Annotated in this window: 11 protein-coding genes; 1 reads left to right on the plus strand and 10 read right to left on the minus strand. The window is 41.5% G+C overall.

The features are described from left to right. Positions 1–3: 3 nt before the first annotated feature. The 10 genes from tsf to Q0K96_RS08495 form a co-directional block, all read right to left on the minus strand. A complete protein-coding gene (tsf, locus tag Q0K96_RS08450) occupies positions 4–828 on the minus strand; it encodes a translation elongation factor Ts (protein ID WP_297333568.1) in 825 nt (274 codons plus the stop codon). A 101-nt stretch (positions 829–929) separates the two neighbouring features. Beyond that, on the minus strand, positions 930–1,697 hold the full coding sequence (rpsB, locus tag Q0K96_RS08455) for a 30S ribosomal protein S2 (protein WP_223054092.1): 768 nt from the start codon (positions 1,695–1,697) through the stop codon (positions 930–932). A gap of 179 nt (positions 1,698–1,876) precedes the next feature. After that, on the minus strand, positions 1,877–2,263 hold the full coding sequence (rpsI, locus tag Q0K96_RS08460; RefSeq protein WP_223054091.1) for a 30S ribosomal protein S9: 387 nt from the start codon (positions 2,261–2,263) through the stop codon (positions 1,877–1,879). Then, the gene (rplM, locus tag Q0K96_RS08465) at positions 2,263–2,718 is read right to left on the minus strand and encodes a 50S ribosomal protein L13 (protein ID WP_223054090.1); all 456 of its coding nucleotides are present in this window, start codon (positions 2,716–2,718) and stop codon (positions 2,263–2,265) included. The genes rpsI and rplM overlap by 1 nt, the downstream gene beginning before the upstream one ends. Before the next feature lie 228 nt (positions 2,719–2,946). After that, complete coding sequence (locus Q0K96_RS08470; protein ID WP_297333569.1) at positions 2,947–3,423, minus strand: hypothetical protein; 477 nt, start codon at positions 3,421–3,423, stop codon at positions 2,947–2,949. 119 nt (positions 3,424–3,542) lie between these two features. Then, positions 3,543–5,963, minus strand: coding sequence for an alpha-amylase family glycosyl hydrolase (locus Q0K96_RS08475; protein ID WP_297333570.1), 2,421 nt, complete (start codon positions 5,961–5,963; stop codon positions 3,543–3,545). A gap of 94 nt (positions 5,964–6,057) precedes the next feature. Next, positions 6,058–8,868 (minus strand): alpha-amylase family glycosyl hydrolase, encoded by a 2,811-nt coding sequence (locus Q0K96_RS08480; RefSeq protein ID WP_297333571.1) that lies wholly within the window; start codon positions 8,866–8,868, stop codon positions 6,058–6,060. A gap of 60 nt (positions 8,869–8,928) precedes the next feature. Further along, positions 8,929–10,059 (minus strand): SusE domain-containing protein, encoded by a 1,131-nt coding sequence (locus tag Q0K96_RS08485; RefSeq protein ID WP_297333572.1) that lies wholly within the window; start codon positions 10,057–10,059, stop codon positions 8,929–8,931. A gap of 19 nt (positions 10,060–10,078) precedes the next feature. Then, positions 10,079–11,626, minus strand: coding sequence for a RagB/SusD family nutrient uptake outer membrane protein (locus Q0K96_RS08490; protein WP_297333573.1), 1,548 nt, complete (start codon positions 11,624–11,626; stop codon positions 10,079–10,081). Positions 11,627–11,640: 14 nt separating this feature from the next. Beyond that, positions 11,641–14,751, minus strand: coding sequence for a TonB-dependent receptor (locus Q0K96_RS08495; RefSeq protein ID WP_297333574.1), 3,111 nt, complete (start codon positions 14,749–14,751; stop codon positions 11,641–11,643). 226 nt (positions 14,752–14,977) lie between these two features. Here Q0K96_RS08495 and Q0K96_RS08500 point away from each other — a divergent pair, with 226 nt between their 5' ends. Continuing rightward, a complete protein-coding gene (locus Q0K96_RS08500; RefSeq protein WP_297333575.1) occupies positions 14,978–16,000 on the plus strand; it encodes a LacI family DNA-binding transcriptional regulator in 1,023 nt (340 codons plus the stop codon). Positions 16,001–16,008: the final 8 nt, after the last annotated feature.

The following is a 16,008-nucleotide window of genomic DNA, read 5'->3' on the forward strand; positions in this document are numbered from 1 at the left end:
TAATTAAGCAAGTGCAACCCTTTTAAATCCGGTTACGGTAAGGTCAGCGTTAACTGATTTTACGTACTCGCTTACGCTAACTTTGCTGTCTTTAATATAATCCTGGTTTACAAGGGTGTTATCTTTAAAGAAACGGCCAAGTTTACCTTTAGCAATGTTATCAAGCATAGCCTCCGGCTTGCCTTCCTGGCGAAGCTGGTCTTTAGCTATCTCAATCTCTTTTTCAATTGTAACGGCATCCACACCTTCTTCGTTAAGGGCAAGCGGAGCCATAGCGGCAGCCTGCATAGCAACGTTGCGTGCAGCCTCGTCAGCGCCTTCTACGTTAGCAGAAAGGGCTACAAGGGTAGCTATCCTGTTACCGGCGTGTATGTATGAGTTTACAAAAGCACCGCTAAGTGTTTCGAAAGATCCTATTTCTATTTTCTCACCAATAACACCTGTCTGCTCAGTAAGTTTTTCTTCTACTTTAAGGCCGTTATAGTCGGCAGCAAGAAACTCTTCTTTAGTATTGTAGTTAAGGGCAAGCTCAGCAAGATCTGTAGCAAGCTTTGTGAACGATTCGTTTTTAGCAACAAAGTCGGTTTCGCAGTTAAGCGATATAATCACACCCTGAGTGTTATCAGCATTAACAGCAGCAATAACAGCACCTTCAGAAGATTCCCTGTCAGCCCTGTTGGCAGCAACCTTTTGTCCTTTTTTACGAAGTATCTCGATAGCTTTATCGAAATCGCCTTCCGCTTCAACAAGCGCTTTTTTACAGTCCATCATACCGGCCCCTGTAATCTGTCTTAGTTTATTTACGTCTGCAGCAGTAATATTTGCCATTTTGAATAGAGTTTATTAGTTAAAAATTAAAGCCGTAATGCTGGTAATGGATACAAAAGTAAACATCTGCCAGCATAACGACTTTATTGTAATGTTATGTTTTATTCTTCGGTAGCGTTAGCTTCGGCAGCTGTTTGTGCGGCAACCGGTTCTCCTGCAGGCAGGTCTTCTTTGTCAGATTTCCTGTCAGAAAGGCCCTCGGTAATAGCACCTGTTACTAAAGATAAAATTTTGTCTATAGACTTAGAAGCGTCATCATTTGCAGGGATAACATAATCAACCTCACGTGGGTCAGAGTTGGTATCTACCATTGCAAAAACCGGAATGTTTAATTTCTGAGCTTCTTTTACTGCGATGTGTTCTGCCTTGATGTCTACTACGAATAACGCGGCAGGAAGCCTTGTCATATCGGCAATAGAGCCAAGGTTTTTCTCAAGCTTAGCACGAAGGCGGTCAACCTGAAGGCGCTCTTTTTTAGAAAGCGTGTTAAATGTACCGTCTTTCTTCATTTTATCTATAGAAGCCATTTTCTTAACAGCTTTACGGATAGTAACAAAGTTAGTAAGCATACCGCCCGGCCACCTTTCTGTAATGTAAGGCATATTTGCGGCACTTGCTTTTTCGGCAACAATGTCTTTAGCTTGCTTTTTTGTAGCTACGAAAAGGACTTTCCTTCCCGATGCAGCAATTTTTTTAAGGGCTTCGTTAGCCTCTTCTATTTTAGCTGCGGTTTTATACAGGTTTATAATGTGTATGCCATTACGCTCCATGTATATATAAGGGGCCATGTTAGGATCCCATTTCCTGGTCATGTGTCCGAAGTGAACACCGGCTTCCAGTAATTCTTTTACATCTACTTTATTTGCCATTTTTGTAATAGTTTACGTTCTGTTGAGTAAGCAATGCACAGGTGGCTTATTAGGTAAGGCCCTGCCCATTTAGATGCTAAACTAACCTTCGCCTCGGCGAAGCAACAACAACTTGAGTTTTTAAATACAATAATTTTAATGAACCATGCTGCCCTGCAAACAAGGCAACAATAAGAATATTAACGTTTAGAGAACTGGAATCTCTTACGGGCTTTCTTCTGGCCGAATTTCTTACGCTCAACCATACGAGGATCCCTTGTTAACAGTCCTTCAGGCTTAAGGATGCTCCTGTTCTCAGCATCAGCTTCGCACATTGCGCGGGCAATAGCCATACGCACGGCTTCTGCCTGGCCTGTAATACCACCTCCGTAAACATTTACCTTTACGTCAAAGTTTTCAGTGTTGTTAGTCATTTCTAACGCCTGCTTAACTTTATACTGTAGGGTAGCAGTTGGGAAATAGGTTTCAAATTCTCTTTTGTTTACCGTAATTTTTCCTGAACCTTCTGTCAGGTAAACACGGGCAACAGCAGTTTTCCTCCTGCCGATTTTGTGGATAGTTGCCATTACTTTAAGTCGTTTAAGTTAACGGTTTTAGGAGTCTGAGCAGCGTGCTTGTGGTCAGGCCCTACATATACATTTAAATTACGGAAAAGTTCTGCGCCAAGTTTGTTTTTAGGCAGCATACCTTTCACAGCTTTCTCTACTAAAATTGCAGGGTTTTTAGCCATTACGTTTTTAGCAGTTAAAGTCCTTTGTCCTCCTGGGTAGCCAGTGTGGCGGATGTAGGTTTTATCCTCCAGCTTGTTACCGGTAAGGTTAATTTTGTCTGCGTTGATAACAATTACGTTATCGCCACAGTCCACGTGCGGGGTATAATTCGGCTTGTATTTGCCCCTCAAAAGCATCGCAACTTTAGAAGCAAAACGGCCCAAATTATGACCTTCAGCATCAACAACAATCCACTGTTTATCAGCGGTTGCCTTATTGGCTGAAATTGTCTTGTAGCTTAATGTGTTCACAATAAATAATTTTAATTAAACATTCCGTCCCCAATAAAGGGAGTGCAAAAGTACAATTATTTATCAGAACTTCAAATGTGTAGCAAAAAATTATTATTCGGGAATTTTATTGTTTGCTACGAACGAAGCCTGCAAGTTAAATTTCTATTTCGGGCGAAATGAAATGAAGCCGGAAAATCTCAATTAAATCTTATTAAAGATTTTTCCGCAAGTTCGAGATGGAACTGATTACTCCAACGGTCTCAATGTATTACTATAAGTAATGGTAAAAGGGTTTTTATTGCCGGGGTTTTTCATTACATAAATATATTTATGTTTTTGCGCCTCTTTGGCTTCTATTACTGTAGACGTTTTATCGTAATTATCATATAGTGTAGTATCATAACGGTTATCTATGCGCAGCTTGCCTGCAATACCCGTTTTAAGGTTAGATACTACATACTCATTAAACAGCCTTTTGTTGGTATTGCTTACTTTTATTTTTTGCCCTTTGTAGTTTTGGGTAAATATCAGCACGCTATAATTGCTGCTTTCCGCTTTAAGGTCTTTCAAGAGCTTATTTTTTTCAGCTTCACCAGCCGATTTAAAGTCGTCGCGGTACTGCACATCCGGCCTTTTCTCTGCCGTAGTACTGTTACCTTTGTTAACTGTACCACACATGGCTGTCAGCATGGCAACAGCTATAATCATAATTATTCGTTTCATATTCACTTACATTTAAAACATAAAATTAAAAACTGTGGCAGGTACATTACCTCTCTTTAAGATATAAATAACAAAAAAGCTCCCACAGAGGAGAGCTTTATGCTGCGTTGCAGTTATTATTATTCTATAACCAGTTTTAAAGTACTTTGTCCGGTTGCTGTTTTTACCTTTACCATATAAATACCTTTGGCTAAACCATCGGTGCTATAGCTGTAATGTGCTGCTGCACCCTGATAAGTTGTTATAAGCTGGCCTCTGGTATTATAGAGTTCAACTTTCTCTGAAGGTACAGTAAGACTGAAACTGCCTTTTGCCGGGTTAGGATATAGCAGTGCTTTTGCTGCTTGTGGCTGTGCAACACTAAGGGCATTGTCTATTTTGTAAATCTTGTAGCCCCGTGCAGGCAATACCATATCCAGTGACTCAAACCCGCCTGAAGGCCCTGCAGTCATTTCTATCTCAGAGCCGTCAAGCAACTCATACATCATGTGGTTGCCCGGCTCTAACCCTGCCTGTGGTATGGCAAGCGCCACATCCTGCTGAGAGCCCCCCACATTTACCGCTATCAGTATATTCTGGCCGTTATGCTGCCTGATAAAAGCAAAAACTGCATCAGATGAAGCGGTAACAGGCAGGTAGGTTCCGCGCCTTAGCGCTTCTTCCTGGTGCCTTACTTCGACCAGCTTGCGGTAGTGATGCCAAAGCGAACCTGTATTGGCTTGCTGAGCTGCCACGTTTTTAATCGTATAGTCTGTATTTATAGCATGCCATGGTGCGCCTGTTGTAAAACCTGCGCCGCCAACACCCGTCCACTGCATGGGTGTTCTTAGCTGCGGGTCGGGCTTAACGCCTGTCATACCAATTTCTTCGCCGTAATAAATATAGGGTATGCCGGGCAGGGTAAGGTATAATGCAGCTGCCGCCTTAGCCTTAGCCACATCATTGCCAAGCACGCTCATAACCCTGTCGGTGTCATGGTTGGTAAGCATTGTACCGAATTGCAGGAACGGGTAGCTCTGCATATTTTCTACCATCTGAGCCCTTAAATCGGTAGCGTTGCCGCTGTTTAGCGCATTAAGCATTGCATCGGCAGTTTCAAATTCAAAAACATAATCAAGGCCGTTGTTATTTACATACTGGTTTGCTATGCTGGTTAAATCCCATGCTTCGCCCACGGCAAAAGCATCAGGCTTTACCGATTTGTAGTAAGCCCTGAATTCCTGCCAGTAAGCAAGCGTTTCGGGTGTGTTTTGTACTGCTGTACCATTTTCGTGCAGGAACTTAACTGCATCCAGCCTGAAGCCATCAACATTCATATCAGTAAGCCAGAACTCGGTTATCTCTTCAAATGCCTCGTGTACTTCTTCGTTGTAAAAATTCAGGTCGGGCATGCCACTCCAAAAAGCGCCATAGTAAAAGTCGCCGTTAAAGTTGTGCCACGGGTTACCCTCAAACGGGCCCGGTGTACCGGGGTTGGTATCTTCCCAAATGTACCAGTCGCGCTTATCAGAACCCGGCGATTGCGATGCCACAAACCACGGGTGCTCGTTAGAGCTGTGGTTCATAACAAGGTCAATAATAACCTTAATGCCCCTGTTATGGGCTTCGGTCATAAACTGCTGGAAAAGCGGGTTGTTGCCATAATCTTCTTCCACAGCCATATAATCGGTAACATCATAACCGTGATAGGACGGCGATTTTTGTATCGGCATAAGCCAGATGCCTGTAATGCCTAAATCGGTAGTAGTTTCAGGATTACCGTCGTTCAGGTAGTCCAGCTTGTCTATAAGCCCCTGAAGGTCGCCTTTACCATCGCCGTTACTGTCTTTAAAGCTGCGTACAAACACCTCATAAAAAACGCGGTCGTTCCACCAGTGGGTCTGCATATCATCTATACGGATGTAGTTATTAAAGGTCCGCGTCATGCTTTCGCCATCTGCATTAGTAACTGTAAGGGTTACAGCATAGCTTCCGGGGTTTGCATAGGTTACTATAGGGTTTTGTGCTTCAGATGTTTCGGGAGTACCACCTGTAAATGTCCAGCTCCACGCTACCGGGCTGCCATTAGAAGCATCATAAAACTGTACTTCCTGTGCGGGCTGTACCACATAGGCAGATGCTGTTATTCTTGCATCAAGCGCATTGGGCGGAAATTCATCATTATACCAGTATTGCACAACGCCATTTGGCATAACGGTATAGTTGCGGTTTGGGCCGCCACCGGCAAACTCTTCTGTGCCGTCCCATTGTGCGTTTATGCGTGTTTTAAACTGTATGGTTGCGCCTACAGGCAATGATAGTGTTGCGGTATAAATACCGTCATTATCGGTATCTGAAAGCGGGGTAACAGTTGCGCCCCAGTTATTAAAGCTCCCGGCAATATCTACCGATTGTGTTGCAGGGTTAAAGTTGCCCTGGGTAATCTGGTAGTTCATGTTTGCCATAAACGTAACGCCGGTACTTTGTGCTATTGCAAAGCCGCTGCATAAAAGCAGGGCAAGTGCGGTAAGGTTTTTAAAAAGGAGTGTGATTTTTTTCATTATATAATTTTAGAATAGATGCTGCTGTTAACATAAAAGGCCTCCAAAATGAAGGCCTTTTTGAACTTAACATAAAAAACTAACTCAACTAACTTTATTTTTTGATCAGCTTAATGGTATTTACACGCATCTCACTGTCAGTTATTCTTACAAAATACATGCCATTAGTAAGATTATTCACGTCAAAAATTGTATTTGCCGATGCTCCGTTGAAAGATTTTATCATCTGGCCTGTTACAGTATATACTTCTACTTTATTAGTATCCGTATTTATGCTGAAGCTGCCCGATGCAGGGTTGGGGTAAAGCACTGCCTTAGAAGCCTCGAACCTGTCTGAGCTTAAAGCTGCAGGCTGATTACCCAGTATCCTGAACTCACCCGGTTGTAGAGTAATGCTTGTAGTTGTACCACTTATAATCTCGTCGTTAGCCATAAGGTTGTACCAGTTGTCTGTTGACGGGAAGAAGGTTTCTACTGTTTTAGCAGTTACATCAAAATTAGCAAGTACAATAACGCTGTTTAGCTCTCCTGCAGGCAGGTCGGTACGCCAGATGTCTATCCTTGGTGTAAGGTCACCCGATTCAATTGTTACATTGTCCGTATGGAAAACATCATTGTTAAGCCTTAGCTCTATGATATCTGCCCAGGTGTTGTATAATGACATCCTTGCGGCTTCTTCTGTATAACCAAGTTCAAACGGTATAGGCTTAGGGTCTGTACGGCAGTTATTGTTTATACTTCCGTTCTGGCAGTAATTAATGCTGTACTCATAACCAAGCTCGCCAAACTGCCAAAGCATTTTAGGGCCAGGAATAGTAAATACCATAGCGCCTATAGCTTTTTGCCTCTCAAGCGCTGTTTCAAGGTCTTTTACATTATAGCCTCCTGAGTTGTTACCAAACTCAAGGTTTTTATACATAAGCCTTTCCTCATCGTGACTTTCTGCATAACCTACAAGCCTTGGCTCATTAAAGCCCCTGTTTTGGAAATCCATAGCGTTAAAGTTGCTGTTGCTGGCATAACCCATTGAGTTTTGGTTGTAAGGGTCAGTATATTTGCCCCAAAGCATAATGCCTTTGCCTTCATTAGCCCTGTAGTTAGCCCACTCAACTTCTTCCTGTGCAGAGCCGCCAACACCAAGGTGTTCAAATATCACATAAAAATCAGGATCTAAAGACCACTGGTAATCTGCATATTCTTTAAGTATATTAACCCTGTCTGTATGATATGCATTGGTACATGAATCATCTCCGGCATTACAAACTTGTGTAAAGCCTTTGGTAAGGTCCCAACGGAAACCGTCTATTTTAAATTCAGTTATCCAATGCTCTATCGTCCTTTCAGTATAATACTGAGTAAGCTCTGACTGGTGGTTAAGGTCGGTACCAACACTGTAAGAGTGTGTTGCTATTACGTTGCAGTAAGGGTTTTCTGTAGTAGTGTTGCCAAAACCATCACCGTCCGGGTCATCTACCCACATGCGCGCAAGCGGTGAGCGTCCGTAAACATGGTTAAGTGCTAGGTCTAATATTACCGCTATGCCATTCTGGTGACAAAGGTCTATAAACTCCTTCATCGAGTTTTCATTACCGTAAGCCTTATCCAGTGCAAGGTGGTAAGCGGTATTGTAACCCCATGAAATGTTTCCTTCAAACTCCATTACAGGCATTAGCTCTATGGCGTTTACATTAAGGTTTTTAAAATAATTGATCTGGTCAATTAATGAGTTCCATGTTTTTTCATTATTAAAATCCCTTATCAGCAATTCATATATGATAAGGTCTTCTTTAGCAGGCCTTTCAAAATCAGTTACCTGCCAGTTGTAAGCAGGCTGTGCTGTTTGTAGTACCGAAACCTCAAATGACTGCCCCGCAGGATATGCAGGCATATTAGGATAGGTGTTGATAAAAGGGTCATCATAAGGAGATAATACAAGTGTAGAGAAAGGATCTGCTGTTTTTACAAGAGCAGGAGAGTTGGTAAACGGAGTCTGGTCTACTACCCAATACTGGAATGTGTTAACCGCACCCGCTGTAAGCCCTGTAAGCTCTAACCAGAACTTTCCTGTAGCAGGGTCTTTTTTCATGGCATAAGCCGATGTTGGCTGCCAGTTGTTAAAGCTGCCCGCAACATATACATAATCTTTACCCGGAGCATTTAAAACCAGTGTAGCTTTAGTAGCATCGGCATCACTATAGTTGATACCATCCCTTACCCCCGCAGGCATAGCCTGAGACACAGTGTTGGGATTAACTACTACCGAGAAGTTCTTAGTAATAGTATTTGTGCCCTGTTGTACAACCAACTCATAATTCTGGTTTGAAGTTATATTGGTGTGATTGTATGCATAACTTGATGTACTCGCGTTGGTGTTAAGTGTAGCACCATTTGCCTTTAGCGTATAGCTTGCATTACCGCCGGTGTTTGTAGCCGTAATGTTTAATGAACTTCCTGATGCAAGCAGGGTAGTGCTGTCATCTGCCGGGTTGGTAAGGTTTACCTGAAATGCGCCAACATTAACAAAAATATCTGCTGACTGCGGTGAGCCAGTAGCAGCCCTTAATACAATACAAATTTGTGTTATGGTGCTTGTGGTGGGTACACCAAAGTAGGTATAAAGATTCGGAGTTATATCCAGTTTATAGGTAGTTCCTGAAACCAGAGTAAGGGCAGGCTGGGTGGTATTATTACCCCAGTCGCCAATAACATTTTGCCATTGGTTACCATCTACGGTAAGGCCAATGTGTGCATATATGGTGCCGTTGTAGCCGGCAAGAGGCGTACCCGCTTTATCAAAAAAAACGGTTACAGGCCCTGTAGCTATAGCAGGAGAAGGGGAGGTGGTCACCTGCGCAATACCCGCATAGCTTAGCAATAGTAAAAATAAGAGGGTAATCTTTTTCATAATTATTTAAATGTGATAAAAAAGGGCTGATTATACAGCCCTTTTTGTTATTAAATAGAATTACAGTCCGGTTACTGCGGCAGTACCGTCAAAGTTAACAGTAAGCCCAAGTGTATAAGAGCCTGCTGTGATAGGGAAGTTTCCTGAAGCTGGATTGTAAGTAACCAGCGGATCGCTGTTACCAACATTAAATTTCCACGGGTCGTTAGCAATAAACTGGCCTGTATTAGCAGACCTAAACTTCAATTCACCTTGAGAAAGTGCTGTAGTTATAGACCATGTGTTGCTTGCAAAGTCATATGTCATAGGGGTTTCATCATTCCATGCACCCGGAGTTGCATCACCAATTATACCCCATTGCATTTTTACATATTTGTATTCAAGGTTATCAAGGTCAACCCACACATAATATTGGCCTTCACCATCAGTTTCAGCAACTTTAATATCGCCACTGCCACCTGAGTTTTCAAGGTTACCATCCTGTGCTCCGCCAATTGTACCAACATTTAGAGTTTGGTCACCCCAGTCAGCCTGTGCACCTACAAATTTAAATCCGTCTCCGGCGCCTACTTTTACATATGCTTCGAACACTAAAGTTTCACCATCACCAATATATCGCATTGGTATAGCTGTTGTAGGAGTCCATGCATTTAAACCGTAGTAAGACTGTACCTGGCCTACCAGGAAAAGTGCAGGTTCTACAGGCTCTACCACTTCGCCACCAAAATTAACCGTAAATGCTAAAGGCTCAGATACCATTGGCAGGTCGGCATTATCACCAAGAGAGGCGGTTACTCTTACTTCTACGTTTGCATCTTCTTCATCACTAAGCCCAAGGCCATCAGGAGCTTCATCTGTAAGCCTGTCTCTAAGTACGGTATTGTTCAAAAGCAATATCCTGCTTGTTGTTGTTCCTATTTCTACAGGAGCTGCAAAATCAGTACCAGCAACAGCCATCTCTACAGTATAGTTAATTTCGGTGTCAACAGTGTAGGCTGCATGATCCCATACAAGTGTAAGTGCAGTAGATTCAGGAGCACCTGCGTTTAATGTAATGGTTGATCCGCTTTCTGGAGCTATAAGCACCGGATTGTTAGAAGTATTTACAACAATTTTGTTGTCATCCGTGCTGCACGACATTACTGATAAAAACAGTAATGTAAAAATTGATAAATTAAATATCTTTTTCATTTGTTGAATATTAATAAGATTAGTAACCAGGGTTTTGTGTTAAGTTAGGGTTAGACTGTAAAGCACTTGCAGGAATAGGGAATACATTATATGTGCTAGGGATTGAACTTCCTGTAAATGAGTTTCCTTTCCACGGCCATAGGTAAGTACCGCCTGTAAACCTGCCAAAGCGGATAAGGTCAGTCCTTCTGTGGCCTTCAAGGTTAAGCTCGCGCGCCCTTTCGTCAAGAATAAAGTCAAGCGTAAGCTCACCTGCTGTTATAGCTCCTGCGTTAGCCCTGTTCCTTATTGCATTTACATAATTTAGTGCTTCGCCCTGAGAACCACCGCCATTTCTAAGGAAGCATTCTGCATACATAAGGTAGGCATCAGCCAGCCTGAACATTGGGAAATCTGTAGGAGAGAAAGATGTAGCTATAGAACTGCCGCTATAGTTTGTATTCCTGAACTTGATTGACGGATAACCATCAGTCCATATTTTATAATCGTTCATTTCAAAGCTGTGGCCTTCTGTCCAGAATAGCTGGGCTCTTTCGTCTGTAGACGTTTCAAGGTCGCCATAAAGGCCATACCATGCTTTTGTTGCCCTGTGGCCCGACCAGCCCTCTGTTGCACCAAATTGGGCCAAAGGCATTGTTTCTGTGCTTAAAGAGCCATTTACAATATAGGTAGTATTACCAAAACTCTGGCTTACAATTGGATCTGCTATGAGCGGGAAAATAATTTCCGAAGAAGTATTATTATCTCCGCTGAATACGCTTACAAAATCATCTGCAAGGCTATAACCACCTTCCGTTATAACAAGATTGGTGTAGTTAAAAGCATCAGTCCACCTTTGCTGCCCAGTATATACTTCGGCATTAAGATACAGCTTGGCTAAAAGCATCCTCACAACAGATTTGTTTGCCCTGCCATAGTCATTGGTTAAAGGCATAGCAGGCTCTATAGCTAAAAGCTCGCTTTCTACATATTCAAAAAGCTCTGTTCTTGAAGACTCAGGCAGCGGTGAGGTATTACCATAGTTACTTTCATTAATAATTACTCCTTTTCCGAAGCAGTCTATCATGTAGTAATAAGCAAGAGCGCGTATAAAACGAAGCTCGCTTATTATCTGTTCTTCGTTGGCCACATCAACATTGTCAAGTGCAAGAATAATATTAGTAGTTTGTGGTACAACATAATATACCCTGTCATACAGGTACCTGAAGAATTTATTGTTTGAATTCCAGTCAGACGTTGTTGTTAGCTGGTCTAGACCGTCATCTCCCCAACGGTTTTTCATACCATCGGCTGTAAAATCCTGAAGGTTAATGATACCCCTAAGAAAAGCTGTTTCACCGGGATCCGGCCCTGAAATATCAGAGCTGCCCGGTCCATTAGGGCCTGATAGTGCAAATGCACCATACATTTTAGAAAGTAATCCCTGAACTGCGTTAGGGTCTTTAGCTAAAAGGTTTTCTAATGATAATTCCACTTTTGGCTTCGTGTTGAGGTCATCAGTACACGAAGAAACTACCAAAACCAAGGCGGTTAATCCTAAAATTATCTTATTTCTGAAGTTTTTCATATCCAATTTTTTTATTAAAAGTCAAGGTTTAAGCCAAAACTATATGTACGTGGACGCGGATAAAAGTTGTTATCTATAGCGTTAAAGTTTTCCGGATCCTGACCAGAATATTCTGTAATTATAAATGCATTATTTACAGTAGCGTAGATACGTAATGAAGCTGACTTTACAAATTTACTAAATCTGTAGCCAAGTGTAATGTTATCACATCTTAAGAAAGCGGCATTTTCAAGATAATAATCTGATAACGGAATGTTCCCGTTAATAGTTTCAAACCTTGGGTCTGCAGCACCTTCATAAAAGTTAAGAACGTTGCTAAGGCTGTTTGTGTTATTAGGAACCGGCCTGTTTGTCCATCCTCCTGCAAGTTTGATAGCATTGTACACCTGTCCGTCTAACTGTCCGTGAAAGTTTGCAGACAAGTCAAAATTCTTATAATTTACATTAGTTCCGAATCCAAATGTCCAGTTAGGACGCAGTGCTTTATAATACCTGTCATCGTTTGTAATTTGCCCGTCACCGTTACGGTCTTTATAAGCATCTACAATCGGATTGCCCTGATTGTCATAAAGCTGTTCAAATACCCACGCTGAGTACGGTTGAGAACCCACGCTGTGACGTGCAAGCCTTAAACCTGTTGATACAGGAAGTCCTGACTCAGGAGCATCTATAGATGTTACATTGTTAAGGTTGGTAACTTCTCCGAAGTTATATGAAAGGTTACCCAATAATTCCCATGAAAAATTTTCATTTGAAATTGGTTTAACATTAAGGTCAATTTCTATACCCCTGTTCTCAAGCGAGCCTACGTTTTGAGTAATTTCGTTTGTTAGGTACTGCCCCGGAGGAACGAATGAAAGTACTAAGAGGTCATCAGTTACTCTCCTGTAAACATCTACACTACCTGATAAAAGGTTGTTTTTAAACAAAGAGAAATCAACACCAACGTTATAGGTGGTTGTAACTTCCCATTTAAGCTGATCATTAAACGGAAGTGCGTTATAAGTGTTAGTACCGGGTAAGTACTGGCTGTTAGGGTCGCCTGGACTAAATATTGCCGAAGTAGGGTAATAACCTGCACCACGAATTTGTGTGATATCCTGCTGTCCGGTTTGTCCGTAACCCAACCTTATTTTAAGGTCATTAACAACTTTACTTTCTTTAAGGAAGTTTTCATCGGTAACTCTCCAGGCAAGTGCTGCAGCCGGGAAATAACCCCAACGCTCATCTTCCCTGAAAAGTGAAGAACCATCTGCCCTAAGTGTAAATGTGAAAAGGTATTTATCATAAAAATCGATGTTGGCGCGGCCAAAATAAGACTGAAGAACAGCTTTATTATAATACCTGTTGTTCAGGTTTTGCTCATTAATCCTTTCTTCCCTTAAACCGGAGTCAACATTATATTGATAAATAGTTTTATAACCATCATTTACAAAGCTTTGGTAAGAGTGTCCTGCCTGTGCATCTATGCGTGTTAGCGGGCCCTCAAATGTTTTTGTATAAGCCAGGTACGCATCAAGCAGCTTGTTAGTAATGTGCTGTGTTTCCCTATAATTTACGCCAGGGTTAAACACCCATGTGTCATTATCGTTGTCTCTCTGGTAGGTGGCAAGAGCATATTCACCAAATTTCTCTACTATGTCAGCACGTGAAGCTTCAACACCCAGGTTTACAATAGCCCTTAATTCAGGAAGAAAATGCATTTTGTAATCGAACTGAACATTACCTATAAGCTTGTTTACAGTTTCAGGCCTTCTTCTTTCGTTAAGAAGGTTAACCGGGTTATATTGCCCGTCAAGATCCAGAGGGTCAGTAAGGGTTGTGTTTTGGTAGTAACCTCCAAAGTTGTTAGTTTCTGCAGTTGTGTAAACAGGCTTTGTAGGGTCCATATTTAGAGCACCGCCAATCGCCCCACCTTCATCTATAGCATTTTTATCAACCCATAAACCTTTTGCATTTACATCAATTTTTAGATGATCGTCTAAAAATGAAGGCGTAAGCTTAACTGATGCGGTGTAACGTTCATAATCATTAGTTTTAACCACACCTTCGGTTTTGTTATAACCAATAGACGCACGCACAGGCACCTTACCAAACAGGTTAGCCCGTGCACTAAAATTATGATCGGTAAAAACAGATGTCCTTAATATTTGGTCCTGCCAGTTAGTGTTAGATAGTATCCTTCCTTCAACTTCCGGAGTAGCAGGATTATCTATTGCATCAGTAGTTGGGTCATCAATACCTAAATAATCTGTAAGTCCTCTTGTCCCGGCTTCATAATTAGCTATGCTGTTAGGGTGGTATTCCTGGATGAAGCGTGTGAATGTATTACCGTCCATTACATCAATCAGGTCAGTAGCTTTACTAAAACCAACATTTGCTGTATAGTTAAACTGAGGAGCACCAGATGTGCCTTTTTTTGTAGTAATGATAATTACACCATTAGATGCTCGTGAACCGTATATTGCTGTGGCAGAAGCATCTTTAAGTATCGTAAAAGACTCAATATCATTAGGGTTAACTAAAGATAGCGGGTTGCTGACACCTGCCGGGTTAACATAATCTAAAGGCACACCATCAATAATAATTAGCGGATTGTTTTGTGCACTAAGTGAGCTACCGCCACGTATCCTGATGTTCGGGGCAGCATCAGGCTGACCGCCTGCGCTTGTAATCCTTACACCCGGAGCCCTACCTGTTAATAACTGGTCGGCAGTAGTAATAGCACCTTTGTTAAACTCATCAGATGTTACAGTGGTTAATGAACCTGTAGCATCTTTTTTGGTAGTGGTACCATAACCAATTACCACAACCTCTTCAAGTTGTGTTGCATCTTCATCAAGCGATACATTTATGGTTGCCTGCCCGGTATATTCTACCACTTGGTTTGCAAAACCAATAAAGCTGAAAACTATACGGTTTCCGGCACTCACGCCGTTAAGTGTATAGTTACCGTCAATATCGGTTGTGGTACCATTGTTTGTGCCCTCCACTATTACATTTGCCCCCGGTATGGGCAGCCCGGTGGCACTTTCACTCACAGTACCCGTTACTGTACTTTGTGCAAGTACACTTAAGGGTAGCATGAGTAAGAAAAGTAAGAACTTTTGATACATTGTTTTCATACAAGTTGTTTAGGTTAATTTTGCTTTGCTTTTTACTTATAAGTTCACTTCGAATGTTAAAATTATGTAAATTCACTTAACAAAAAAACGTTTTCGCACTAAGTGTCTGCCGAAAACGTTTGCGTGTTGAAAACTTTTCAGATGTTGCACAATTTCAGTAAGATAATTGTTATTAATTAAAATATGGTTTATCTTTATTTGCGAAATAATAGTTTACAATTTCTAAATGAAAAGAAAGGTAACCCTTAAACAAATTGCTAAGGAACTAGATGTGTCTATCTCAACAGTTTCTAAGTCACTGCGAAACAGCCCTGAAATTAGCGAAGACACCCGCCAAAAAGTACAGGCCTTTGCAAAGCTCTATAATTACAGGCCAAACAATATTGCGCTAAGCCTTAAAAACAAAAAAACCAAGACAATTGGTATTATAATCCCTGAAATTGTACACCACTTTTTTGCCACGGTAATTAGTGGCATAGAGCAGGTGGCTAACGAAAATGGTTATAATGTTATTGTCTGCCTTTCGGATGAATCATTTGATAAAGAGGTTATTAACATGGAAATGCTTGCCAATGGCAGTATAGATGGCTTTATAATGTCTTTAAGCAAGGAAACACAGCTAAAGAAAGACTTCCACCATATAGAAGAAGTAATAAACCAGGGCATGCCTGTTGTTATGTTTGACAGGGTTACTAATGAAGTACTTTGTGACAAGGTTATTATAGATGACCAGTTGGCAGCCTATGAAGCGGTTGATTTTTTTATAAAAAATAACTTTAAAAAAATAGGCCTTGTAACTACGGTAGATTATGTGAGTGTAGGCAAGCTGCGCACCGATGGCTACATTAATGCACTTAAAGATCATGACAGGGTAGCTGATGATGCCATGATCGTGAAAATAGAAGATATAGAAAATTGCGCAAGTAAAATAGAAAAGCTGCTACAGGAACAAAAACCCGATGCCATATTTGCCGTTAACGAGCTTTTTGCAGTAACTACCATAAAACTTGCAAACAGAATGGGGCTTAAAGTACCTGAAGACTTATCTGTTATAGGATTTACAGATGGCATAATTTCACAGTTCTCTACGCCAAGTATATCAACTATTAGCCAAAATGGTATAAAAATGGGAGGAAGGGCTGCCCAAATGCTTATTGAAAGGCTCGAAATGGAGGAAGAAAACGAACTTTACCGCACAGAGCTTATAGAAACACATTTGGTGGAAAGAGAATCTACGCCAACGTTGTAGTTTTGTAT

The organism is Flavobacterium sp., assembly GCF_024305175.1.
Lineage (GTDB): Bacteria > Bacteroidota > Bacteroidia > Flavobacteriales > Flavobacteriaceae > Flavobacterium.